General features: G+C 64.1%; 25 protein-coding genes and 1 tRNA gene. 13 read left to right on the top strand and 13 right to left on the bottom strand.

Annotated features, from left to right (window positions below; translation table 11 throughout):
- Positions 1 to 248: 248 nt before the first annotated feature.
- Positions 249 to 1247 carry a magnesium and cobalt transport protein CorA gene (locus ACSS7Z_RS11720; protein ID WP_438254949.1) on the top strand — a complete coding sequence of 333 codons (999 nt, stop codon included), beginning with the start codon at positions 249 to 251 and terminating at the stop codon, positions 1245 to 1247.
- Positions 1248 to 1416: 169 nt separating this feature from the next.
- On the opposite strand, the gene nrdF is transcribed toward ACSS7Z_RS11720, so the two are convergent.
- From nrdF to nrdH, 4 genes are all read right to left on the bottom strand, one after another.
- Positions 1417 to 2397 carry a class 1b ribonucleoside-diphosphate reductase subunit beta gene (nrdF, locus tag ACSS7Z_RS11715; protein ID WP_438254947.1) on the bottom strand — a complete coding sequence of 327 codons (981 nt, stop codon included), beginning with the start codon at positions 2395 to 2397 and terminating at the stop codon, positions 1417 to 1419.
- A 41-nt stretch (positions 2398 to 2438) separates the two neighbouring features.
- Positions 2439 to 4625 carry a class 1b ribonucleoside-diphosphate reductase subunit alpha gene (gene nrdE, locus ACSS7Z_RS11710; RefSeq protein WP_438254946.1) on the bottom strand — a complete coding sequence of 729 codons (2187 nt, stop codon included), beginning with the start codon at positions 4623 to 4625 and terminating at the stop codon, positions 2439 to 2441.
- Positions 4583 to 5041 carry a class Ib ribonucleoside-diphosphate reductase assembly flavoprotein NrdI gene (nrdI, locus tag ACSS7Z_RS11705; RefSeq protein WP_438254945.1) on the bottom strand — a complete coding sequence of 153 codons (459 nt, stop codon included), beginning with the start codon at positions 5039 to 5041 and terminating at the stop codon, positions 4583 to 4585. The genes nrdE and nrdI overlap by 43 nt, the downstream gene beginning before the upstream one ends.
- Before the next feature lie 62 nt (positions 5042 to 5103).
- Positions 5104 to 5337, bottom strand: a complete 234-nt coding sequence (gene nrdH / locus ACSS7Z_RS11700; protein WP_438254944.1) for a glutaredoxin-like protein NrdH — start codon at positions 5335 to 5337, stop codon at positions 5104 to 5106.
- A 365-nt stretch (positions 5338 to 5702) separates the two neighbouring features.
- Here nrdH and ACSS7Z_RS11695 point away from each other — a divergent pair, with 365 nt between their 5' ends.
- From ACSS7Z_RS11695 to ACSS7Z_RS11680, 4 genes are read left to right on the top strand one after another with little or no spacing between them, the layout of a single operon-like run.
- Positions 5703 to 6914 (top strand): MFS transporter, encoded by a 1212-nt coding sequence (locus ACSS7Z_RS11695; protein ID WP_438254943.1) that lies wholly within the window; start codon positions 5703 to 5705, stop codon positions 6912 to 6914.
- A complete protein-coding gene (locus ACSS7Z_RS11690) occupies positions 6911 to 7810 on the top strand; it encodes a sugar kinase (RefSeq protein WP_438254941.1) in 900 nt (299 codons plus the stop codon). The genes ACSS7Z_RS11695 and ACSS7Z_RS11690 overlap by 4 nt, the downstream gene beginning before the upstream one ends.
- Before the next feature lie 4 nt (positions 7811 to 7814).
- Positions 7815 to 8573, top strand: coding sequence for an alpha/beta fold hydrolase (locus ACSS7Z_RS11685; protein ID WP_438254940.1), 759 nt, complete (start codon positions 7815 to 7817; stop codon positions 8571 to 8573).
- Between the two features lie 29 nt (positions 8574 to 8602).
- Entirely contained in the window at positions 8603 to 9763 is a 1161-nt protein-coding gene (locus tag ACSS7Z_RS11680) for an acyl-CoA dehydrogenase family protein (protein WP_438254939.1), read from the top strand.
- Position 9764: 1 nt separating this feature from the next.
- Here the strand turns inward: ACSS7Z_RS11680 and ACSS7Z_RS11675 are convergent, their stop codons facing one another.
- Entirely contained in the window at positions 9765 to 10037 is a 273-nt protein-coding gene (locus ACSS7Z_RS11675; RefSeq protein WP_438254938.1) for a metal-sensitive transcriptional regulator, read from the bottom strand.
- A 79-nt stretch (positions 10038 to 10116) separates the two neighbouring features.
- Between ACSS7Z_RS11675 and ACSS7Z_RS11670 the strand changes: the two genes are divergently transcribed.
- Positions 10117 to 11394: a DUF445 domain-containing protein gene (locus tag ACSS7Z_RS11670; RefSeq protein ID WP_438254936.1), complete on the top strand. Its 1278-nt coding sequence runs from the start codon at positions 10117 to 10119 to the stop codon at positions 11392 to 11394.
- Position 11395: 1 nt separating this feature from the next.
- Positions 11396 to 12298 (top strand): arginase family protein, encoded by a 903-nt coding sequence (locus tag ACSS7Z_RS11665; RefSeq protein ID WP_438254935.1) that lies wholly within the window; start codon positions 11396 to 11398, stop codon positions 12296 to 12298.
- Between the two features lie 154 nt (positions 12299 to 12452).
- Here the strand turns inward: ACSS7Z_RS11665 and hutI are convergent, their stop codons facing one another.
- From hutI to hutH, 3 genes are all read right to left on the bottom strand, one after another.
- Positions 12453 to 13622, bottom strand: coding sequence for an imidazolonepropionase (hutI, locus tag ACSS7Z_RS11660; RefSeq protein WP_438254934.1), 1170 nt, complete (start codon positions 13620 to 13622; stop codon positions 12453 to 12455).
- Positions 13623 to 13769: 147 nt separating this feature from the next.
- Positions 13770 to 15434, bottom strand: a complete 1665-nt coding sequence (gene hutU, locus ACSS7Z_RS11655; protein ID WP_438254933.1) for a urocanate hydratase — start codon at positions 15432 to 15434, stop codon at positions 13770 to 13772.
- Entirely contained in the window at positions 15427 to 16983 is a 1557-nt protein-coding gene (gene hutH / locus ACSS7Z_RS11650) for a histidine ammonia-lyase (protein WP_438254932.1), read from the bottom strand. Before hutH ends, hutU begins: the two co-directional genes overlap by 8 nt.
- A gap of 52 nt (positions 16984 to 17035) precedes the next feature.
- Here hutH and ACSS7Z_RS11645 point away from each other — a divergent pair, with 52 nt between their 5' ends.
- Positions 17036 to 17812, top strand: a complete 777-nt coding sequence (locus ACSS7Z_RS11645; protein ID WP_438254931.1) for an IclR family transcriptional regulator — start codon at positions 17036 to 17038, stop codon at positions 17810 to 17812.
- Between the two features lie 139 nt (positions 17813 to 17951).
- Here the strand turns inward: ACSS7Z_RS11645 and ACSS7Z_RS11640 are convergent, their stop codons facing one another.
- Complete coding sequence (locus ACSS7Z_RS11640; protein ID WP_438254930.1) at positions 17952 to 18086, bottom strand: hypothetical protein; 135 nt, start codon at positions 18084 to 18086, stop codon at positions 17952 to 17954.
- Positions 18087 to 18231: 145 nt separating this feature from the next.
- On the opposite strand from ACSS7Z_RS11640, the gene ACSS7Z_RS11635 reads away from it, so the two are divergent.
- Positions 18232 to 19152, top strand: coding sequence for an AEC family transporter (locus ACSS7Z_RS11635; RefSeq protein WP_438254929.1), 921 nt, complete (start codon positions 18232 to 18234; stop codon positions 19150 to 19152).
- Positions 19153 to 19179: 27 nt separating this feature from the next.
- The gene (locus ACSS7Z_RS11630) at positions 19180 to 20061 is read left to right on the top strand and encodes a metallophosphoesterase family protein (protein ID WP_438254928.1); all 882 of its coding nucleotides are present in this window, start codon (positions 19180 to 19182) and stop codon (positions 20059 to 20061) included.
- A 62-nt stretch (positions 20062 to 20123) separates the two neighbouring features.
- On the opposite strand, the gene ACSS7Z_RS11625 is transcribed toward ACSS7Z_RS11630, so the two are convergent.
- The 4 genes from ACSS7Z_RS11625 to galU all read right to left on the bottom strand — a co-directional run bounded on the left by ACSS7Z_RS11625 (position 20124) and on the right by galU (position 22716).
- A tRNA-Ala gene (locus ACSS7Z_RS11625) sits at positions 20124 to 20196 on the bottom strand.
- A 54-nt stretch (positions 20197 to 20250) separates the two neighbouring features.
- Complete coding sequence (locus tag ACSS7Z_RS11620) at positions 20251 to 21102, bottom strand: hypothetical protein (RefSeq protein WP_438254926.1); 852 nt, start codon at positions 21100 to 21102, stop codon at positions 20251 to 20253.
- Positions 21103 to 21177: 75 nt separating this feature from the next.
- A complete protein-coding gene (locus ACSS7Z_RS11615) occupies positions 21178 to 21807 on the bottom strand; it encodes a GNAT family N-acetyltransferase (RefSeq protein ID WP_438254925.1) in 630 nt (209 codons plus the stop codon).
- A gap of 21 nt (positions 21808 to 21828) precedes the next feature.
- Positions 21829 to 22716, bottom strand: coding sequence for a UTP--glucose-1-phosphate uridylyltransferase GalU (galU, locus tag ACSS7Z_RS11610; protein WP_438254923.1), 888 nt, complete (start codon positions 22714 to 22716; stop codon positions 21829 to 21831).
- A 51-nt stretch (positions 22717 to 22767) separates the two neighbouring features.
- Between galU and ACSS7Z_RS11605 the strand changes: the two genes are divergently transcribed.
- The 3 genes from ACSS7Z_RS11605 to mscL are packed head-to-tail and all read left to right on the top strand — an operon-like array spanning position 22768 to position 24087.
- Positions 22768 to 23364, top strand: coding sequence for a 5-formyltetrahydrofolate cyclo-ligase (locus tag ACSS7Z_RS11605; protein ID WP_438254922.1), 597 nt, complete (start codon positions 22768 to 22770; stop codon positions 23362 to 23364).
- Between the two features lie 16 nt (positions 23365 to 23380).
- Positions 23381 to 23653, top strand: coding sequence for an FmdB family zinc ribbon protein (locus tag ACSS7Z_RS11600; RefSeq protein WP_438254921.1), 273 nt, complete (start codon positions 23381 to 23383; stop codon positions 23651 to 23653).
- Between the two features lie 26 nt (positions 23654 to 23679).
- The gene (gene mscL / locus ACSS7Z_RS11595; RefSeq protein WP_438255232.1) at positions 23680 to 24087 is read left to right on the top strand and encodes a large conductance mechanosensitive channel protein MscL; all 408 of its coding nucleotides are present in this window, start codon (positions 23680 to 23682) and stop codon (positions 24085 to 24087) included.
- Positions 24088 to 24124: the final 37 nt, after the last annotated feature.

Here is a 24124-nt window from a genome sequence, read left to right as displayed (position 1 = left end):
CTCTGCGCTTGCACCGAGGTTACCGTGCCGAGCTCGTCCACCGCACCCGCCGCGCTCGGATAGGCTCAGCGTGACGCGCCGGACGACCTGCGGGCAACGGAGCGCCGCAGAGAATTCATGTCTTGAGGGGGGCACCCGTGCGAAGAGTGTGGCCGAATGACTTCGGGTTCGGAGGGCTTTTTCATCGTCAGCCAGTTGAACAGAGTTCTGACACCGCCTATCTGAGCGGCAAACTGGCCAGATATGTCGTGGATGGTCTTCCCGCGCCCGTTCCCGAGGGGGTGTCGGTGGCAGAGGCCACCGCGTTCGCTCGTGACAACTCAGGTCATATGGCGATGTTCCTGTACGCGAATCCCCGTGCTGATCAGGTCAACGAACTCGCAGAAGCGTGGGATCTTCACCCTGTGCTGATCGAGGATCTCATCAATGCGGGACAAAGACCCAAGCTCGAGCGCTACGGCGAAACACTCTTCCTCGTCGCGCGGGCAGCGAGATATGTTGACAAGACCGAGGAAGTGGACTTCGGGGAGTTTCACGTCCTCTTGCGTCCGGGTGCGGTTGCAGTGATCTGTCAGGATGACCGGTGGATCAGCGCCCCAGCGACCGCCACCGTTGACGAGGACAACGTCGACTTCGGCGATCGGGAACGTGCCTTGCTCGCCGATCAGACACTACTCAGAATGGGGCCGATCGCAGTCGTTTATATGCTCCTCGACACGATCGTCAACGGGTACGGACCGGTCCTTCGCGGCATTGCGCACGATAAAGAAGAGATCGAACGACAGGTATTCAGCGGCGATATCTCCGTTGCCGAGCGCATCTATCGGCTGAGCCGGGAAGTAATAGAGATTCAACAGGCAATCACCTCGATGACGGATGCCGTCGACATGCTGCGATCGGGTACGGATAAGCAGGCAATCTCACAAGAGTTGCTCATGCGCTTGGATGCGGTAGCCGATGATCTCACGCAAGCAGCCGCGAAGGCGGCGATGCTTCGAGATGCGCTCACACAGATCCTGAGTGTGAATGCGACGCTGGTGAACCAGCGGCAGAACGAAGACATGAAGAGGATCTCCGGGTGGGCCGCGATTCTCTTCGCACCATCCTTGATCGGTGGGGTCTATGGCATGAACTTTGAGATCATGCCCGAACTGAGCTGGGGGCTCGGGTATCTCTTCGCTCTGGGGCTGATGCTCGCACTCGCCGTTATGCTCTACCTCGTCTTCAAACGCAGTAAATGGATCTGAGGAGTCGAATGTCACGTGGAGTACGCGTGAACTCGCCAACCTGGCGGCAACGACGGCAAACATCATCCGGCACTTTCACCCACAGACCCTGAAAAGGCCCGAACCCGCGAGATTTCGCAGGTCCGGGCCTCTGACCAGGCTTTTCAGCCGGGACTTCGGAGAGTAACTCTTAGAAGTCCCAGTCGTCGTCCTCTGTCGCCTCGGCCTTGCCGATGACGTATGAAGAACCCGACCCGCTGAAAAAGTCGTGGTTCTCATCCGAGTTCGGAGACAGCGCCGACAGGATCGCCGGGTTTACGTTCGTCACCTCGGAGGGGAACATTGCCTCATAGCCGAGATTCATCAGAGCCTTATTGGCGTTGTAGTTCAGGAACTTCTTCACGTCCTCGGTCAAGCCGACGCCGTCATAGAGATCCTGTGTGTACTGCACCTCGTTCTCGTAGAGCTCGTAGAGCAGGTTGAAGGTGTAATCCTTCAACTCGTCGCGACGCTCCTGGGTCTCCTTCTCGAGGCCCTTTTGATACTTGTAGCCGATGTAGTACCCGTGCACAGCCTCGTCGCGGATGATGAGGCGGATGAGGTCGGCCGTGTTCGTCAGCTTCGCCTTGGAAGACCAATAGATCGGCAGGTAGAAACCCGAGTAGAACAGGAACGACTCGAGAAGCGTCGAGGCGATCTTGCGCTTGAGCGGGTCATCGCCCCGGTAGTAGTCCGTGATGATCTGAGCCTTCTTCTGAAGGTTCTGATTCTCCACAGACCAACGGAATGCCTCGTCGATCTCCTTCGTCGAGCACAGCGTCGAGAAGATCGACGAGTAGCTCTTCGCGTGCACCGACTCCATGAAGGCGATGTTGGTGTAAACAGCTTCCTCATGCGGGGTAATCGCATCCGGGATCAGCGATACCGCGCCGACCGTGCCCTGGATCGTATCGAGCAGGGTCAGCCCGGTGAAGACGCGCATCGTCATCAGCTGTTCCTCGGGTGTCAGCGTGTTCCACGACTGGATGTCGTTCGACAGCGGCACCTTTTCGGGCAGCCAGAAGTTGTTCACCAGGCGGTTCCAGACCTCAAGGTCCTTGTCGTCCTCAATGCGGTTCCAGTTGATCGCCTGCACGTGGTCGACCAGCGCGAGCTTCGGTGAGGGGGTCATCGTCTATCTCTCAATCTCAGAAAAATACCTGGGCAGAAGCATCACAACATGCAGCTGACGCACTCGTCCATGTTCGTACCCTCGAGCGCCATCTGGCGAAGACGGATGTAGTAGATCGTCTTAATGCCCTTGCGCCATGCGTAGATCTGCGCCTTGTTGATGTCGCGCGTGGTGGCGGTGTCCTTGAAGAACAGGGTCAGCGACAGACCCTGGTCGACGTGCTGAGTGGCGGCGGCGTAGGTGTCGATGACCTTCTCGTAGCCGATCTCATAGGCGTCCTGGTAGTACTCCAGGTTGTCGTTCGTCATGAACGGCGCCGGGTAGTAGACGCGTCCGAGCTTGCCTTCCTTGCGGATCTCAACCTTGGATGCGATCGGGTGGATCGACGACGTCGAGTTGTTGATGTACGAGATCGAGCCGGTCGGCGGAACAGCCTGCAGGTTCTGGTTGTAGATACCGTGCTTCTGGATGGAATCCTTCAGCCCAGCCCAGTCTTCCTGCGTCGGGATGTGCTGGCCTGCAAAGAGCTCCTTGACCTTCTCGGTCTCAGGAACCCAGGCACGCTCGGTGTACTTGTCGAAGAACTCACCCGACGCGTATGTCGAGTCTTCGAACCCGTCAAAGGCCACACCGCGCTCCTTCGCGAGCAGGTTCGACGCGCGCAGCGCGTGGAACAGCACCGTGTAGAAGTAGATGTTCGTGAAGTCGATGCCCTCTTCGGAGCCGTAGTGCACGTGCTCGCGAGCCAGGTAACCGTGCAGGTTCATCTGGCCGAGGCCGATGGCGTGCGAGCGGTCGTTGCCGTCTTCGATGGAGCGCACCGAGGAGATGTGGCTCTGGTTACTCACCGCGGTCAGGCCTCGAATTGCCGTCTCGACCGTCTTGCCCAGGTCACCGGCATCCATCGCCAGCGCGATGTTCATCGAGCCGAGGTTGCACGAGATGTCCTTGCCGATCTGGTCGTACGAGAGGTCCTCGTTGTACGTGGTCGGCGTGTTCACCTGCAGGATCTCACTGCACAGGTTCGACATGTTGATGCGGCCCTTGATCGGGTTCGCGTCGTTCACCGTGTCCTCGAACATGATGTACGGGTAGCCCGACTCGAACTGGATCTCGGCGATGGTCTGGAAGAACTCGCGCGCGTTGATCTTCGTCTTCTTGATACGCGGGTCGTTGACCATCTCGCGGTACTTCTCGGTGACCGAGATATCGCCGAACGGCACGCCGTAGACCTTCTCGACGTCGTACGGTGAGAACAGGTACATGTCCTCGCCGTTCTTGGCGAGCTCGAACGTGATGTCGGGAACGACAACGCCCAGAGACAGCGTCTTGATGCGAATCTTCTCGTCAGCGTTCTCACGCTTGGTGTCGAGGAAGCGCATGATGTCGGGGTGATGCGCGTTGAGGTAGACGGCACCTGCACCCTGACGGGCGCCGAGCTGGTTGGCGTAGCTGAAGCTGTCTTCGAGAAGCTTCATGACGGGGATGATGCCCGAGGACTGGTTCTCGATCTGCTTGATCGGCGCACCGGCCTCGCGGATGTTCGACAGGAGCAACGCCACGCCGCCGCCGCGCTTGGACAGCTGCAACGACGAGTTGATGCCTCGGGAGATCGACTCCATGTTGTCTTCGATGCGCAGCAGGAAGCAGCTAACGAGCTCGCCGCGCTGCGCCTTGCCCGAGTTCAGGAACGTCGGGGTCGCCGGCTGGAAGCGGCCGGAGATGATCTCTTCGACGAGGTCGAGTGCGACCTGCTCATCGCCGTCGGCAAGGCCGAGAGCGGTCATCACGACGCGGTCTTCGAAACGCTCAAGGTAGCGCTTGCCGTCGAAGGTCTTCAGCGTGTAGCTCGTGTAGTACTTAAAGGCACCCAGGAAGGTCTCGAAACGGAACTTCTTCCCATAGGCGAAGTCGTTGAGCTTCTGGATGAACTCCATCGAGTACTTCTCGATGAGAGCACCCTCGTAGTACTCCTTCTCAACGAGATAGTCCAGGCGCTCCTTGAGCGAGTGGAAGAACACCGTGTTCTGGTTCACGTGCTGCAGGAAGTACTCCTGCGCGGCCCGCTTGTCGGCATCGAACTGGATCTTGCCGTTCGCGTCGTACAGGTTCAGCATCGCGTTGAGCGAGTGATAGTCAAGACCCTCGAAAGCAGGGTTGGCCTTGAACGCCACCTGGTCGTTCGTCACTGCACGCTCTGCATGCTCGTCGATTGCAATGCCCACCATCGCTCCAATCCGTCGCTCACGCGATCAACATCATCCTGTGTGCCGAATACTTCGAGCCGATACAAGTGCGGCACCTGGCACTTGCGGCTGATGATCTCTCCAGCGAGGCAGAATGCATCGCCAAAGTTGGTATTTCCCGCGGCGATCACTCCGCGAATGTGACGCCGGTTTCGCTCGTCGTTGAGGAATCGGATCACTTGTTTGGGCACTGCGCCCTTTTCCACGTCGCGTCCCTGTCCCCCGCCATACGTGGGCGTGACAAGGACGAACGGTTCATCGATGAGCAGGGGATCTTCGTTGCGATACAGCGGAATGCGCTCCGCTCGCAGACCAAGCTTCTCGACGAACCGGGCAGTGTTGCCGGACACGCTGGAGAAATAGACAAGGAGTGGCGCAGCCGTTGCGACGACTGTCATGACTCACCCCGTTTCTTTCGATCCTGAGCTTGTTCTGTGGCCCTGCTCGCGACCAGAAGCGCTTACGCCAAGCGAGAAGCGAGCTCGCTGATCTTGTCGGGACGGAAGCCCGACCAGTGGTCCTCGTCCGTGACGACGACAGGTGCCTGCATGTAACCCAAAGCCTTGACCTGCTCGAGCGCCGCAGCATCTTCAGAGAGGTCGTGAATCTCGTACTCGAGGCCCTGTGCATCCAGCGCGCGATAGGTCGCATTGCACTGAACGCAAGACGGCTTGGTGTAGACCGTGATCGACATTTCTTTCCCCTCAAATCTAGGTTTTCCGGCAGACCCCCGCCGGGACTTCAATACTACATATAGGTACGGACATTGAGAGCGACCACAAGGTCTAGTAGTTACATCCGTGTAGTTTTCCACCGCTCTCCACTGGTACAACACAGGTTGTCCACCGTTTCATCCACAGATCGCCATCTATTTTTCAGCCCCGCGAAGCGCATGATCTCGCGGCTCCCGGGCCCCGGTCTCGGATCCATCCACAGGGGGCACCTTACGAGCGGGTTCAGACATTCAATGTTCTGTGGAAAAGTCCTCTCCGGCGTGTCGCGGCGTGTTGTTCCGAGTCGCGCTCGAGGGTGTTCATCGGCCGCGAGTATCGTTGCCTCGTGGCGGGATATCGGGACCTTCTTCGCACCCCTGGCGTGGGGCGCATGATCATTGCTCAGCTGACGGCGCGCTTCCCCAGCGGAATGACATCGCTGGCGATCCTGCTGCACGTCGAACAGCAGACTGGATCGTACGGCGCAGCCGGCCTGGTACTTGCTGCGACCTCAGTCGGCCAGGCAGCAGCCGGGCCCGTCACCAGCCGGTGGATGGGTGTGTGGGGCATGCGCCGCGTGCTCACCCTCACAGCCGCCGTGTGCACTCTCGCCGTGCTGGCCCTTGGACTGCTGCCGCTGAGCCTGCCGGGATACATGGCCTGCGGCCTGATCGCCGGCCTGTCCACCCCGCCGGTCCAGTCCGCAGTGCGCACGATCTACCCCAAGCTCGTCAACTCATCCCAGCTGACGCCGCTGTTCTCGCTCGATGCCTCTCTGCAGGAGATCATCTGGATCATCGCCCCGGTCGTCATCACGCTGGTCTCCACCCAGATCGGCACGACCACCGGGCTCATGCTGGTGGCAATCATCCTCGTGCTGGGCTGCGGCTGGTTCATCTCTTCACCGGAAGTCGGACGCGTACGTATCCCGCGCAGTCGCCGCGCATTCGGTCGCGTGCTGCTGCGCCCACCGGTGGCATTGGCGACCGTCCTCGGATTCCTCGTCGTCGGCGCATGTTCCGCGGTCGAGGTGGGCGTCGTCGCCACGTTCGACCACGGCAACCTCAACGCCGGCCTGGTGCTGGCGGTGTTCGCCGCGGGAAGCCTCGCCGGTGGCTTGTCGTTCGGTCACATCCCGATCGGCCCCTGGGCGATGGCCCGGCGACTGATCATCGTCGCCGTCGGCCTCGGCTTGACCATGGTGATGCTCAATGCTTACTGGCTCGGAGGCGCGCTGTTCCTCGCGGGCCTCGGCGTCGCCCCGGCCTTCGCCGTGATGTTCGCCATCACCACGGCAAGCGTCAAATTCAGCGAGACTGCCGAGGCGTTCGGCTGGGCCGGCACCGGACAGCTCATCGGCGCCGCCGCAGGATCGGCGATCGCCGGTTTCCTCGTAGACGGCACGGGAGGCGCAACAGGCGCCTATCTCGCCGCCGCGCTGTTCGCTATCGTCGGTCTCATCGTCTCGGTGGCGTTCGTCCGTGCACTCCCTGATCTGCGCCACCGCGATCCCAGTCCCATTCCTGACACCGAACCTGTGGCGGTCGTATCCTCATGAATTCCTCTCCCCTTCCCGAGATCGTCTGCGTCGGCGAGACGATGGCGCTGATCACACCGGTGGATACTGCGCTCTCCCACGCCCACGAGGCGAGCATCGGCCTCGCCGGAGCGGAGTCGAACGTCGCAGCGGGACTCGTCGCGGCCGGACGGCGAGCGGCATGGGCCTCCCGGCTCGGCGCTGATCCGCTCGGCGCGCGCATCGGCTCGGAACTGGAACGACGCGGCGTCGATCTGTGGACCGAGAACGATCCGGATGCCCCGACCGGCGTCATGTTCAAAGACCCCGGTGCCGAGGGCTCCGCTGTCTACTACTACCGCCGCGGCTCGGCAGCATCCGCAATGATGCCCGGATTCCTGTCGGCAGAGCGACTCGCCGGCATCCGGTTCGTGCACACCACCGGCATCACGCCAGCGCTCTCCGAGACCTGCCGCCAGATGGTCGATCAGCTGTTCATCGACGCACGTGCCGCTGGGGCACGCGTCTCGTTCGACGTGAACGATCGCCGCGCACTGTGGTCGATGGAGGATGCCGCCGCCACCCTCGCACGCCTGGCCAATGCCGCCGACATCACCTTCGTCGGCCGCGATGAGGCCGAGCGCATCTGGGGAACGGCAACTGCCGCTGAGATCCGCGCTTACCTCCCGGGCTGCGCTGTGCTCATCGTAAAAGACGGCGACATCGGAGCCACCGCGTTCGACGGCGACGCCGATCCCGTTTTCGTGGCGGCACCGACGGTCGACGTGGTCGAGCCCGTCGGCGCGGGCGATGCATTCGCCGCAGGCTTCCTCGCCGCAACCGTGGAGGGACTCCCTCTCGCCGAATGTCTCCAGGCCGGCCATGTCGCCGCGGAACGCGTGCTCACCATCGCCGCAGACATGCCGCCCATAGGCTGAAGATATGCCCGCCCCCGTTCAGCTGCCCCGAATCTCGTGGGGATCATCGGATGCCGCCTACGAGGCGCTTCTCGTGCACGGACTCGGCTCGTCTGCCGCGCTCATGTGGCGGTTGGGTGCAGCCCTCGCCGACGCCGGTTGGCATGCCGTCGCTGTCGATCTTCGCGGCCACGGCGACGCTCCACGATCTCTGAACTACACGATCCCCGCCTACGCTGCTGACCTCGGTGCCCTCCTGCCCGGTCGAGGCGGTGCCTGGGATGCCGTGATCGGACACTCGCTCGGCGGCGCATCCAGCACAGTTGCGGCAGCATCCGATCCCTCGTGGACGAACCGGCTCATCCTCATCGACCCGGCCATCCTCGTTGAAGGCCGTGACGAGACCATCATCCGGCGCAGCCAGGAGCGGGCGTTCGCGGACAACCGCACCGAGGCCGTGCAAGAGGAGCATCCGCACTGGCATCCGCAGGAGATCGAACTCAAAGTCGACGCGGTGCACCGGGCGAGCCGCTGGGCGGTTGAGCAGACCAGTGCGCAGAACAAGCCCTGGGATGTGCGGGCGGATGCTGCGCGCCTGACGATCCCCACGCACATCATCGGCGCCGACCCGAAGATCTACAGTCTGTTCACCGGTGCCACCGCCGAATCGGTACTCACCGCCAACGCGAAGATCTCGATGTCGGTTGTCACCGGCGCGGGGCACTCCCCGCACCGCGACAAGCCCGACGACACCATCCACCAGATCCTGGAGGCACTCGCATGACACGTACTGAGCGACCGAAGGGAGTCGAAGTGACCTTCGATCCCGCAACCCACCTGCCCGACGATCTGCTCGAGCGCATCCGTGAGCGGGCGCCGATCCACGACCGCCACAACACTTTTCCGGAACAGGACCTCGAGGAACTTCGCGATGCCGGGTATCTGAAGATCCTCGTCCCCACCGAGCGCGGCGGCGCAGGGCTCGGTCTCGAGCAGGCGGCAGTTCTGCAGCAGCGACTCGCGACCGCATCGCCGGCCACCGCATTGGCCATCAACATGCACCTCGTCTGGACCGGCGTCGCGAAGGTTTTCAGCGACCGCAGCATCACCGGGATGGAGTTTGTCCAGGACGGAGCAGCCCGGGGCGAGGTGTTCGCCTTCGGGATCAGCGAGGGGGGAAACGACCTGGTGCTGTTCGGCAGTGACACCGACGCCGCGCCGCAGCCGGACGGCGGCTTCGCCTTCACCGGCACCAAGATCTTCACCTCACTCGCGCCGGTGTGGACGAAGCTCGGTCTGCACGGCCTCGATACGACGTCACCGGATGCCCCGAAGCTCGTGTTCGCGTTCATCGACCGCACCGATGCGGTCACCACCAAAGATGACTGGGACACCCTGGGCATGCGCGGCACGCAGAGCAGAACCACGGTCCTCGATGGCGCGCTCGCCCGTCCGGAGCACGTGGTTCGCCGCATCGATCCGGGGCCCGGCCCCGACCCGATTATCTTCGGGATCTTCAGCGTGTTTGAGCTGCTGCTCGCGTCGGTCTACACCGGCATCGCACGGCGCGCGTTGGATCTTGCTGTCGCCACCGTGCAGAAGCGCAGGTCGAAGAAGACCGGGCTGACCTACAGCCAGGATCCCGACATCCGCTGGCGCATCGCCGAGATGAGCCTCGCCTACGACGCTCTCCCGCCGCAGATCGCTGCCCTTTCTCGCGACGTCGACGAACAGGCAGACCACGGCGCCCGCTGGTTCACCCTGTTGTCGGGCGTCAAGCACCGCGCTGTGACGATGGCGAAGAGCGTGGTCGATGAAGCGATCCTGACCGCGGGCGGCGGGTCATACTTCTCATCGAACGAGCTCTCCCGCCTCTACCGCGACGTGCTCGCCGGCATGTTCCATCCGTCCGACCCGGAGTCGGCGCACTCCACCGCAGCGAGTGCCCTATTGGGCCCGCCTACCGCGCCCTGAGCTACTTCCGCTCGAAGTCGAACGCCTTCAACAGCTCACCGACGGCCTGCTCACGCTCATCGCCGCCCTCCTCGAACATATGCGTCACGTGGGTGCGCAGATGATTCTCGAGCAGGAGACGGTTGAGGGATTCCAGTGACTTCTGGATTGCGCGGGACTGCGTGATGATATCCATGCAGTACTCCTCGCTTTCGATCATCCTGGCGACTCCGCGCAGCTGCCCTTCGAGGATGCTGGTGCGGTGCAGAGCGCGCTTCTTGATGTCTTCGATCACCTCTTGAGGGTACCCTTCGACAGGCAATTGCGGGCCTGCCGAAGGACTCAGCGGCCGAGCGCGTGCGAGGATGACAACCATGCCGCGCACTCCGATGGCCCTCCTCTCTCCTGCCGACCAGGAGCGCCTGCGGGCGCTGCGCCGAATGAAGGCGATCGCGGTCGGCGCGCTGGTGTTCATGGCGGTAGTGTTCGTAATCGCGTTCTGGCTGCAGAGCCGGCATCCGTGGTTGGGATATGTCCGTGCCGCAGCCGAAGGCGGCATGGTCGGTGCCCTCGCCGACTGGTTCGCCGTCACGGCGCTGTTTCGGAAACCGCTGGGCCTGCCGATTCCGCACACCGCGATCATTCCGAACCGCAAGGACGAGATCGGGCGCACCCTGGGCGAGTTCGTGGAGACGAACTTCCTCGCCGCTGATGTGGTGCGCACGAAGCTCGCCAGCACAGCCATCGCCCGGCGCGCCGGAGAGTGGCTGCGCGAGGAGGCGCACGCTGAGCGGGTTGCAGCCGAAGGTGCGACGATCGCGACTGCCGTCCTCAACGCGCTCAGCGACGATGACGTCCGCGACCTCATCACCGACCTTGCCCGCGAGCATCTGGTCGATCCGGAATGGGGCCCACCCGCCGGCGCCTGGCTCGAGAAGATCGTCGAAGCAGATGCCCACCATGGCGCCGTAGACCTCGCGGCAGACAGCATCTCGACATGGCTGGATTCCAACGCCGAATCATTCACCGGCCTCGTCTCGCGGCGGCTGCCACCGTGGGTGCCGCGCCTCGCGCACCGCTTCGTCGACGACACGGTTTATCACGAGGCCGTCAAGTTCGTTCATGCTGTGCAGGCAGACCCGCAGCATCCGGCCCGCCTGGCGATCGACGGCTATCTCGGTCGCCTCGCCGACAACCTGCAGACCGATCCCGCCACCCGCGCGAAGTTGGAGAATGCGAAGGCATCGCTGTTCGACAGCCCCCGCGTGGGTGCGCTGGCAGCGGATGCCTGGAACACCGCGAAGGCAGGCTTGCTGAAGTCTCTCGCGGATCCGGCGAGCGGTCTGCGTGCACGCGCGGCGCAGGCCGTGCAGGAGGTTGGCGAGCGGCTGACGACGGATGCTGCGCTGCAGAAGCGTGTGGACACCTGGGTCTCCGACGCCGCAGTGTTCCTCGTTGACCGGTACCGGCACGACATCGCGTCGATCATCACAGACACCGTCGAGCGCTGGGATCCGGCCGAGACGACGGAGAAGATCGAGCTCATGGTCGGCCGGGACCTGCAGTACATCCGGTTGAACGGCACGGTCGTCGGAGCCCTCGCGGGGCTGGCGATCTTCACCATCGCCCACGCTGTGATTCCAGGAGTCTGACATGGCACTTTCCTACGACGCGCTCTGGCCCCGGGCCGGCGGCTGGCCCTCCTTCGACGGTGCGGCAGACGCTGTGCTCCTGGGCGTTCCCACCTGGCGGACATCGCTGTCCCCCACCGGCGCGCATGCCACGCCCGGCGCGATCCGTGAAGCGCTGCAACGGTACAGCGCAACGCTCATGGGACCGCCCGCCGTGGATCTGAACGCCGCATTGCGGATCGCCGATGCCGGCGACATCGATGAGCCGGACGGCGACAGCGGCATCGCCTCGGTCATCGCCCGCATGCAGGAGTTGGCGCCGGCTTTCGTCATCGCACTCGGCGGCGATAACTCGTTGACCTATCCGGTCGCGCAGGGCGCTGGAGCCGACGGACTGATCACCTTCGACGCGCACTTCGATCTGCGCGACGGCGTCTCCAATGGGTCACCGGTGCGCCGCCTCATCGAGGATGCACCGGACGGTGCTCGCATCGATCCGACGCGGATCGTGCAGATCGGCATCGCCGATTTCGCGAACTCGGCAGCATACGCGCGCAGGGCTGAAGCCTGGGGCATCCGGGTCATCACTGTTGACGAGGTGCGGCGTCGCGGCATCGATGCCGTCGTCGAGGAGGCATTGTCTATCGCTGGAGCGGACTCTCGGTCACGCATCCATCTCGATATCGATGTGGATGTCTGCGACCGCTCTGTCGCCCCCGGCTGCCCGGCGAGTGTCCCGGGCGGCCTGGCCGCGTGGGAGCTGCGAGCGCTCAGCCGGGCAGTCGCCGTCGATCATCGTGTGGTCAGCGCCGACATCGCTGAGGTCGACGCGACCGCCGATGCCGACGATGCTCGGACCGTGCGTCTCGCCGCTCTGTGCGTGCTGGAGCTGTTGGCAGGTCTCGCCGCGCGGCGCGCGGTGTAGCGTTCGCCACTTCTGCGTTCACGCCTTCTGCGTTCACAACTCCTGCGTGCACACCTTCTGCGTTCGCACCTTCTGCGTGCACAACTCCTGAAGAATGGCCGGAGATGTCGGATCTCGGCCAGTTTTCCCCCTTGCTGGCGTCGTTCTTCAGGAGTTATGAACGGTCGAAGACCCGCGCACCGTCCTTCCACACGGTCCGGACCAGCGGGACACCGGGCCGGTACGAGAGGTGCACATGACTCGGAGCATCAAGCAGCACCAGGTCGGCACGGGCACCGGGGACGATGATGCCGATGTCATCCCGGCGCAGCGCCCGGGCGCCTCCCGCGGTTGCCGCCCAGAGCGCCTCCATCGGTGTCATCCCCATCTCACGCACAGCGAGGGCGATGCACAGCGGCATCGATGAGGTGAAGCTCGAGCCGGGGTTCGTGTCGCACGCGATCGCGACGGTGACGCCGGCATCAATGAGGCGCCGGGCGTCGGGATACGGCTGACGGGTCGAGAATTCCACACCGGGCAACAGCGTCAGCACCGTGTCGGAACCAGCCAGCGCCGCGACGTCCTCATCGGTCAGATACGTGCCGTGATCGATGGATGCTGCGCCGAGTTCGACTGCAAGGTGTACTCCGCCGCCCGGTCGGAGCTGGCTGGCGTGCACCCGCGGCATCAGGCCACGAGCTATTCCGGCTTCGAGTACGCGGCGAGACTGAGCAACGGTGAAAGCACCCGTCTCGCAGAACACGTCGATCCATTTCGCGTAGGGGGCACAGGCATCCAGCATCGGCCCGACGACGAGGTCGACGTAGTCATCCGGCCGATCGGCGTACTCGGAAGGAACCACATGCGCGCCGAGGAATGTCACCTCGTCGGTGACCTTCGCGGCAAGGCGCACCAGCCGCTCTTCGGTGCCGACGTCGAGCCCGTAGCCGCTTTTGATCTCGACGGTGGTGGTGCCCTGTGCACGCATCTCATCAATGAATCCCCGCAACCGCGCGCGCAACGCATCGTCGCTGGCCGCGCGCGTGGCGGCAACGGTGGATCGGATGCCGCCGGCGGAATACTTCTCCCCCGCCATCCGCGCCTCGAACTCGGCAGCGCGATCGCCGGCGAACACGATGTGACTGTGGCTGTCGACGAATCCCGGAATGATCGCGCGTCCCCCAGCATCCACCACCTCCATTTCCTGCCCATGAGTGGTGGGGGCGGATGCTGCTGGCCCGACCCATGCGATGCGCCCGTCCTCGATGAGCACCGCCGCGTCACGCAGAATCCCCGCGTCGGCGTTCGTCACCAGCTCCCCAATGTTCGAGATCAAGGTGCGCATCATCTACCTCTTATCAGTCGTCGAGTGGGCGTTGGTGGCTCGAAAATCCCGCAAAACCGAGCCACGAGCGCCCACTCGCAAGGGGTGGGGTGGGGGTGGGGTGGGGGTGGGGTGGGGGTGGGGTGGGGGTGGGGTGGGGGGTGGGGGTCATGGCATCGGGAGCTTTAGGCCGCGAGTGCGGGCAACCTCGCGGGCACGTTCGTATCCGGCATCGGCGTGACGCATCACACCCGTTCCCGGGTCATTGGTGAGTACGCGCTCGAGCTTCTCTGCGGCGAGCGCAGTGCCGTCGGCGACACATACCTGTCCGGCATGGATGCTCCGCCCGATTCCGACGCCTCCGCCATGGTGCAGCGAGACCCATGACGCGCCGGATGCCGTGTTCAGCAGTGCATTCAGCATCGGCCAGTCCGCAATCGCATCCGAACCGTCGGCCATGGCTTCTGTCTCCCGATACGGCGAGGCAACGGAACCGGCATCCAGGTGGTCCCGACCGATGACAATCGGTGCCTTCAGTTCGCCGGACGCCACCATCTCATTGAACTTCAGCCCCGCGAGGTGCCGTTCCTTGTACCCGAGCCAGCAGATCCGCGCCGGAAGGCCCTCGAACTGCACCTTCTGGGCCGCCTGATCCAGCCAGCGGTGCAGCGCCGCATCCTCGGGGAACAGTTCTCGCACCGCACGGTCGGTTGCGGCGATATCGGCCGGGTCCCCCGACAGCGCCACCCATCGGAACGGCCCCTTGCCCTCGGCGAACAGCGGACGGATGTACGCCGGCACGAATCCGGGAAATGCGAAGGCCCGCTCGAACCCGCCGAGTTCAGCCTCTCGCCGAATCGAGTTGCCGTAGTCGAACACGGCCGCCCCGGCATCCTGGAATCCCACCATCGCTGCAACGTGCGCTGCCATCGACTCGCGCGCGCGGCGTGTGAACTCCTCAGGATCGCGCTCCGCCTCGGTCTTCCACTCCGCCACCGGCATCCCCACCGGAAGGTAGGCAAGCGGATCATGCGCACTGGTCTGGTCGGTGACGATATCGATCGGGATGCCACGACGCAGCAGTTCCGGGAAGACCTCGGCCGCGTTACCGACGATCCCGATCGAGAGCGCCTCACCGGCATCCTTCGCCGCAAGCGCACGCGCGACAGCGTGATCGAGATCGACGGTGTATTCGTCGAGATAGCGACGCTCGACTCGACGAGCGAGGCGCGTCTCGTCGACATCGACGATGAGCACCGCTCCTCCGTTCATCGTGACGGCCAGCGGCTGAGCGCCGCCCATCCCGCCGGCACCGGCGGTGAGCGTCAAGATCCCCGCCAGTGAGTCCTGGCCCAGCGATCGCGCCACCGCCGCAAATGTCTCGTAGGTGCCCTGCAGAATGCCCTGTGTGCCGATGTAGATCCACGACCCGGCGGTCATCTGTCCGTACATGGTCAGCCCGAGCGCCTCGAGTCGGCGGAACTCCGGCCACGTCGCCCAGTCGCCCACGAGGTTCGAGTTCGCGATCAGTACGCGCGGCGCCCATTCGTGCGTGCGGAAGACTCCGACCGGCTTTCCCGACTGCACCAGCAGGGTCTCATCGGGCTCGAGCTCATCGAGCGTGCGGATGATCGCGTCATACGCTTCCCAACTGCGCGCCGCTCGGCCCGTACCGCCGTAGACGACGAGTTCTTCGGGGTGCTCGGCGACGTCCGGGTCGAGGTTGTTCATCAGCATGCGCTTGGCAGCCTCCGCACCCCAGCTCTGAGCGGTGCGTTCGTTGCCACGAGCGGCATGGATGCCCCTATGAGACAGCGGGGTTTTGTCAGACATCGGCGTTCTCCTTCGCGGTGCGGGCAACGGCGCCCGATCGGACGAGCTCAGTGACCGCTTCTATCTCGGGCGAGAGGAAGCGATCAGGGCCAGGGCCCTCGACGACGGTGCGGACGAGGTCGCGGACGGCTCCGGTGGCGGGTCCAGACGAAAGCGGCGCACGAAGGTCGAGAGCGCGAGCGCCCGTGAGCACCTCGATCGCGAGCACCCGTGTCAGCCCGTCGATCGCTCGACGGAGCTTGCGGGCCGCAGACCATCCCATCGAGACGTGGTCCTCTTGCATTGCGGATGACGGTATCGAATCGACGGATGCTGGAGCGGCAAGGCGCTTCAGCTCAGAGACGATCCCCGCTGCGGCATACTGCGCGATCATGAGCCCGGAGTCCACGCCGACCTCATGTGCGAGGAACGGCGGCAGGCCGCGGTTGCGGGCGGGATCCAGCGCGCGGTCGGTACGGCGCTCGGAGACGCTGGCGACATCGGCCACCGAGATCGCCAGGAAGTCGAGTACGGCCGCGACCGGAGCCCCGTGGAAGTTGCCATTCGATTCGATGCGTCCGTCCACGGTGATGACGGGGTTGTCGATCACGCTCGCCAGTTCCCGCGAGGCGATGGTGGCGGCGTGTGCCATCGTGTCGCGCATCACCCCGTGTACCTGGGGTGAGCAGCGCAGCGAGTACGCGTCCTGCACTCGGCCGTCTTCCGGGCCCCTGTGGCTGGCGAGAATGGGCGAGTTCGCCAGAAACATACGCAGGTTCACCGCCGATTGTGCCTGCCCGACCTGCGGGCGCAGCGCCATCAGATCAGCGGCGAACACGGCATCCGTGCCCAATTGGCTCTCGATCGACATCGCCGCCGCCAGGTCTGCGGTGGTGACGAGGGTTTCGAGGTCGTGCAGGGCGAGCAGCAGCATCCCGAGCATGCCGTCCGTGCCGTTGATGAGGGCGAGCCCCTCCTTCTCCACGAGGACGAGCGGTTCGATTTCTGCGGTCGCGAGCGCCTCTGATGCGGGCTGGAGGATGTCATCAACGCGCACGTTCCCCTCGCCCATCGCTGCCAGTGCAATGTGCGCCAGCGGCGCGAGATCGCCAGAACAGCCCAGCGAGCCGTATTCCCTGACGACAGGGGTGACACCTGCGTTCAGCATGGCGGCGTAGGTTTCAGCGACGACGGGACGTACGCCGGTGCGACCGGATGCCAGGGTCTGCAGCCGCAGCAGCTGCAGGGCCCGCACGACCTCGGCCTCAACCTCGGCCCCCGTTCCGGCAGCGTGTGAGCGGATGAGACTGGCCTGCAGCTGGTGCCGGCGCTCCGGCGCGATGAACGTCGTCGCGAGCGCACCGAAGCCGGTAGACACTCCGTAGTGCGGATCCGGGTCTGCCGCGAGCGCGTCGACGATGCCGCGGGTCTCGGCGATCTGGTCGAGTGCGGCGTCATCGAGCACGATCTGCGCACCGTAGCGAGCGATCGCCACGACGTCGGCCGGGCTCAGGACGTCGGCGCCGACGCGCACGGCGTCGTCCGCGTGGGTGTGGGGGAACTCTGCCATGTCTTGATTCCACACCCTGGCAGTGGCGACGAACAGGGGCGCGTGACATCCTTTGTCTGTGATACCAGACAATAGGAGCGGCACGCAGGTTCCTGCTGCCGACCAGACCCTGCGCATTCTGCGGTATCTGGCCGGGCGCCCCGCCTCCGTCGCGGCATCCGCGATCGCTCGCGAGCTTGCCCTTCCCCGCTCGACTGTGCACCATCTGCTCAATACGCTCGCCGCGCACGGGTTCGTGCTGCACCTGCGCGAGGAACGACGATGGGCGCTGGGCATCGCGGCATCCGAGCTCGCCGGCGGATTCGCCCGCCAGCAGCCGCTGGCCCGGCTCGGTCGACCTCTGGTCGCGGCTCTCGCCGACCGGCTGGGACAGAGTACGCATCTGGCTGTGTTGAGCGGCAGCGATGTCGTCTACATCGTCGAAGAGCGTGCCCCCCGGCGTCCGGCACTGGTCTCCGATGTGGGTGTGCGGCTGCCAGCGCATCTGACGGCGACCGGACGTGCGATGCTTGCGGCCCTTCCCCGTGAGCAAGTACGGGCGCTGTATCCGAACGCCGGAGTGTTCTCCACCCGCACCGGCCGTGGCCCCTCGACGCCCCGGGCGCTTCGTGAATTGCTGCGCAGCATCCGCGCCGCCGGTTTCGCGTCGGAGGACAGCGAAGTGACGGAGGGCATGCGCTCGGTGGGTGTTGCGGTGCAAGACGCGTCAGGATGGCCGCTGGCCGCCGTCGCGGTCACATGGGCGAGCGATACCGGTCCCGCAGAATCCGATGCGGCAAGCGCGGTCATCCAGACGGCGGCAGATCTCCAGCGGAGACTGCGCCACTGATCTGTCGCAGAACTGAGACAGTGCTTCAGCGGTGCGCATGCTGGCGCGCGCACAGATCGCACTGCGCTGACAAAATGCGGAGGGAGCCGCAGGCGTACTCGCCCGCGACCCCCTCCGAGGAGCCGGATCTCTCCGTAGATCAGCCGGCCGCACCCTTGCGGGGCTTGAGGAAGCTCTCCGGCTCCTGCTTTTCGCGCTTGGCCGCGCGCTTCTCCTTCGGCGACAGCTTGGCTGCCTTCTTTCCTGCTCGTGTAGTGGGCGTCTTTCCAGCCATCGGGACTCGCTTCCCCTTTCGGGCGGTTGGGCGGGTGTCACCACTGACCATAGCCAGTCCTGCAGGTAAGTCAAATTTCCCGATGAGAAGGAAAAAACGTGCTCGCGAAACCGGCGCGCTCACTCGGAGCCACTACGCTCAGAACGTGCTCGATACACTCACCGGCTTCGCCGTTGTCGCAGTCGCGATCGCCGTCGGGTACATCCTCGGCCGCATCGATCTGCTCGGCCCGCACGCACGTCACGTGCTCAGCCGGCTGACGTTCTTCGTCCTGTCGCCGTTCCTGCTGTTCACGGTGCTCTCTCAAGCCGACGCATCCATGCTCTTCTCCGCGCTGCTGCCGGCGTCCGCGGTCGCGGCCGTTGCTGTGATCGCTCTGCACACGCTCGTAGCCAGGCTCGTCTGGAAGCGGAACGTCGGCGAGACGCTGATCGGCGCCCTGGCTGCGGGCCAGGTCAACTCGAACAACATCGGCATTCCCCTCTCGCTCTACCTGCTCGGAAGCGCTGCCTATCCCGCGCCGGTGATCCTCATGCAGCTCCTGGTTTTCACACCGATCTCGCTGACCATTCTCGACACCATCACGGGTGGTCGAACCTCCCCCATCCGCACCGTCGTGCGCACGGTGACGAATCCGATCATCCTCGGCTCCGTGCTGGGAACTCTCGTCTCCGTGATCGGTATCGATCTGCCGCCGATCGTGATGGAACCGGCAACACTCCTGGCCAACGCCTGCGTTCCCGTACTGCTGATCAGCTACGGCATCTCCTTGCACGGGCAGAAGGTTCTGGGCACCGCCGGCCACCGCCGTGATGTGCTGCTGGCCAGCACTCTGAAGCTGCTGGTGATGCCACTGATTGCCTGGGTGGTCGCCCAGTTCGTGTTCGGCCTGTCGACCCACGAGGTGCTCATCATCGTCGTGCTCGCAGCTCTTCCCACCGCGCAGAACGTCTTCAACTATTCACAGCGCTACGATATCGCCGAGCCGATATCCCGCGACACGGTGTTCATCACCACGGTCGGCTGTGTGCCGGTACTGCTCATCGCAACACTGCTGCTGGGCTGACTGGCGCACTTCTGGCAGAGTGTCGCCATGAGCAGTCTGCGCATCCTGCATCTCAGCGACACCCATTTCGCCGGCGACGGCGGCCGCCACTACGGCGTGGTTGACACCCGTGAACATCTGCAGCGGGCTTTGTCGCACGTAGGTCATCTGCTGTTCGATCTCGTGGTCATCTCGGGAGACGTGAGCGACGACGGTTCCGAAGAGTCGTACCGGCAAGTTCACGATGCGGTGCTCCCCTGGGCTCTGGCGCGAGGTGCGCGCCTCGTATTCGCGATGGGAAACCATGATCGTCGGGACACGTTTCGTGCGGTCCTCGGTGGCGGACAGCCGGATGCCGGTGAGCAGGAGCTCGCAGGCATCGACCTCGATCGTCCGGTGGCTTCAACCGCCGAGAGCAGTGGATGGCGTGTAATCGTGTTGGACAGTTCGGTGCCGGGCGCAGGCTACGGGCGGGTGGATGCCCCCCAGCAGCAGTTCCTGCGCGACGCCCTGTCCACGCCCGCCCAGCACGGCACGGTCGTGGTCATCCATCATCCGCCGGTTCGTGCGCACACTGACCTGCTGCAGGCTCTCGCGCTCGACGAGGAAGACGCCCAGTCCCTCATCGACATCACGCGCGACACGGATGTGCGCGTCATCCTCTCCGGCCACTACCACGCGCCAATCGTCGAATTCGTCGACGACGTTCCCGTAGTCGTCACCGCAGGGGTGGCGAACGTCTCCCGCACTTTCGCCGACGCTGCAGAGGAGTCGGCGATCGATGCCTTCGGCGGCGCGTTGGTCGAGATCGATGGCGCACGCGTCCGAGTAGTGCCGTTCCTCGAACGTCTGACGCCCGATGACGAAGTTTTCCACTTCGATGCCCAGGTCGTCGAGCAGATCATTCAGGATGCCGGGCGGCCGCACTGACACCGGAAAGCGAAGAAGCCCCGCCTGTCGGCGGGGCTTCTTCTTACTGTCTCAACACAGTGTGGACCTAAGGGGATTCGAACCCCTGACCTCCTCGATGCGAACGAGGCGCGCTACCAACTGCGCCATAGGCCCAAGAACCTCAGCTAGATTATCACGCCGGAAACAGGGGCAGCGACGAGGGCGCGATCACCCGACAGCGCGGCGGGTGAGCAACTGGCGCACGTGTTCTTCGATCTCCGCGTCATCCACAAAACCCATCTGCGCGTATGGCGAGGCTTGGGCGGCAGGAAGAGCAACCGGTGCCGGCGGCCCCATCTGCTCGGCGCGCTCACGCAGGCGCGCGACGCGTTCGGCACGACGCAGCTCCTGGGTGGCTTCGATCTCGGCCCGCGCGGTATGGGTGAGCGAACCGCTCACCGAGGCCATCGGCGCAGGCAGCGGCCGTGGCGTCCACGTTGCACGCCCTTGGTCATGCAGCGGCGGCGAGACGCGCGGTGCAGTGTCGGTGGCGACGCTGCGCACCGGAAGGCGATCGATGCGACGTGCCACAGCTGTCATCTTCTGCAGTGTGACCGCGGCCACCAGAGCGAGTGCTCCACCGAGCCAGATCATCAGCTGCGCGCCGCCGGTGACGACCTGCCAGATTCCGAGCCCTGCCAGCACAAGACCGGCCAGCAGCAGCACGGTCGCCGTCATCCGCACTGTGCGGCGGGCACGGGCCTGACGAACAATGGGATCCGCTCGAGCGGCAGCAAGCTCGGCGCGCAGACGCACGAGCTCTCCAGCTTCTTTCTCGGACTGCAGCCGTCTTGCCAGCTTCTGCTGGGCGAGCGCAGTGCGGGCGTTGAGTTCGAGGTGCACCTCGCCGGGTGTCTCACTCGTCTCCGCCAGCACACGCAGTGCCTGATTCAGTCGCACCGCGTTTCTTTCTGACGAGTTGTACTGGTACCTGCCGCGCCAGGAGGGCAAAAGGTACAGCATCCAGAGCAACACCGACACAAGGACGATGACGCCCCCGCTCAGTACTGGCCCGTTCATAGGGACAACGGTATGCGACCGTGACCGGCCTTCGCCTCACCGGCGTCGCGTGTCGTTCCCGGGATTTCAGAAAACTCAGATCGAAAGACGATCAGACGGTGGAATGCTGGCAGCTTCCTGCGGCGCTTCGCCACTGATCCAACGACGCAGGACACCCTGGGGCACATCTTCGCGAGTCAACGCGAAGGCGTAGTGGTCACGCCAATCGCCGTCGATGTGAATGTACCGACGCCGCAATCCCTCGTACCGGAATCCGAGTTTCTGCACCACCCGCAGACTCGCGATGTTCTCCGGGCGAATGCAGATCTCCATCCGATGCAGCCCGAACTCGTTGAAGCACGCATCCGTCGCCAGGGCCACCGCTGTCGGGGTGATGCCGCGACCGGCGAAACGCTCACTCACCCAGTAGCCGATGGTCGCCGAGCACAGCGAACCCCGGGCGACGCCCCAGACATTCAGTTGCCCGGCGATCTCACCGTCGTATTCCATGACGAAGGGATACCCGGCACCGTCGCGGTACTGCTGCAGCAGGCGCCTGATCCCGAAGCGCATATCGAACGACGCGACACCGTTGGGAATCGTCGCTTCCCACTGCTGCAACCAAGTGCGGTTCTGCAGCAACTCGCGTTGCAGCACACGTGCATCACGCGTGCGGACGAGCCGCAACTCGATCGGCCCGTGACGACGCCCCGGCAACAGATCCATCCGACCCTCGAGACTGAACGCCTACAGGCGTTCGCCGAACGCCTTCAACCACGGACGAAGGTCTGGTCCGAGGTCTTCACGGTCAGCAGCGAGCTGAACGATCGCCTTGATGTAGTCGACGCGGTCTCCGGTGTCATAGCGGCGTCCGCGGAAGACCACACCCACAACACCGGGGCCGTTCTCGTCTGCGGCCAGCTCCTGCAGAGCATCCGTCAGCTGGATCTCGCCGCCCTTGCCGGGCTTCGTGCGCTCGAGAATCGGGAACACGGATGCCGGCAGCACGTAGCGACCGATCACGGCCAGGTTAGAGGGAGCTTCTTCTTTGGACGGCTTCTCCACCAGTCCGGTGACACGAACGACATCATCCGAATCGGTGGGCTGGGCAGCGGCCGCGCCGTACATGTGGATGTGGTCGGGATCGACCTCCATCAAAGCGACCACTGCTGCGCCGGTGCGCTCGTGCTCCGCCATCATCGTCGTGATCAGCTCGTCGCGCTCATCAATAAGGTCATCGCCGAGCATGACCACGAACGGACTGTCACCGACGTGGGTCTTGGCGCGCAGCACTGCGTGCCCCAGCCCCTTCGGCTCGCCCTGGCGAAGGTAGTGAATGTCAGCGAGGTCACTGGACTTCATAACGTGCTTCAGGCGATCGAGGTCGCCCTTCTCCGTGAGCCTGACCTCGAGCTCCGGGACAGAGTCGAAGTGGTCGGAGATGGCGTTCTTGTTGCGTCCGATGATGACGAGGATGTCATCGATGCCCGCGGCCGCTGCTTCTTCCACCACGTACTGGATGGCCGGCTTGTCGACTACCGGGAGCATCTCCTTCGGCATGGCCTTGGTGGCAGGCAGGAATCGCGTGCCGAGACCCGCCGCCGGAATGACTGCCTTCATTGACTGTTTTCCCATTTGGCCAGCTTAGCGGCGAGGCGCACCATGCCCGACACGTAGACTCGAAACATGTCGACAGACATCGAACAGCAAAAGCGGGCACTGCGTGCAGAATTGCGCGAGCGCCGGCAGCTGCTTTCTGACTCGCAGCGCGAAGCCGCGGCATCCGGCATCGCCGAACAGCTCGACATCCTTGTGAACACGCGCAATGCGCAGTCGATCTCATGCTTCCTGTCCACGACCACAGAACCCGGCACCCGGGACTTCGTCACCGCCGCTGTCAAGCGCGGCATGCGGGTACTTCTCCCCATCACACGCGCCGACGGATTGCTGGATTGGGCCGTGGCAGACGACTCGCCACAGGTCGCCGAGGGCCTGTTCGGTTTGCCCGAGCCGCAGGGTGAAGTGCTCGGTCCGATCGCTGTCAACGACGTCGACCTCATGATCATCCCCGCCGCAGCGATCGACTCCACCGGCACACGGCTCGGCTGGGGACGCGGTTATTTCGACAAGACCATCGGGTCCATGGAGAAATGCCCTCCGGTGTACGCCGTGATCTATGATTCCGAGATACTCGACTCCCTCCCGCGGGAGATGCACGATCAGCCGGTTGACGGCATCGTGACTCCTTCCCGCATCCTCACCCTGTCGCCATCGCGACACTGAACCACCTGAAACGAACATGCCTACCTACGCCTACGCCTGCACCGCGTGCAGCCACGCTTTCGACGCCGTCCAGAGCTTTTCCGACGATGCCCTCACCATCTGCCCTGAATGCGGCGGCGCCCTGCGCAAGCAGTACGGGTCGATCGGGGTGACGTTCAACGGTTCCGGTTTCTATCGGACGGATTCCCGGAGTGGCTCTGGTGCAAAGCCGAATGGTTCGGCATCATCGAAATCGGAGTCGCCGACGAGTTCCACTCCGGCGCCTGCGTCGGCTCCTGCCTCAGCCTGAGGCAGCATCGATAGATGGGGGTTCCCATGTTTCAGGGATTCAAAGAATTCATCACCAAGGGCAATGTCATCGACCTTGCCGTCGCGGTCGTTATCGGCGGCGCGTTCACAGCCATTGTCAACGCGGTGGTGTCGAGCATCATCAACCCGATCGTCGCCCTGTTCTACCAGCCCGACGCGTCCGGCAACATCGGCCCGACACTCACCGGAATCTACGGCCAGCAGGTGACCTTCCCGCTGGGAGACCTCATCAGCGCGATCATCAGCTTCCTCGCTGTCGCGCTCGTCGTCTACTTCGTTTTCGTTGTGCCGATGAACAAGTACAACGAACGCAAGGCCGCGCGAAACCCTGCGGTCGAGGAGGACACCCTGCCGACCGAGCAGGACCTGCTCATCGAGATCCGTGATCTTCTCCGCAAGGACAGCATCCGCTGAACGCAGGACCACAGCGTCAGGCCCTCATCTCCTTCGG

Origin of the sequence: Microbacterium wangyouchuni (genome assembly GCF_051546305.1) — a bacterium.
In the GTDB taxonomy this organism is placed as follows: domain Bacteria; phylum Actinomycetota; class Actinomycetes; order Actinomycetales; family Microbacteriaceae; genus Microbacterium.
The sequence above is the reverse complement of the archived record's forward strand: the minus strand, read 5'-3'. Positions and strand labels throughout refer to the sequence as shown.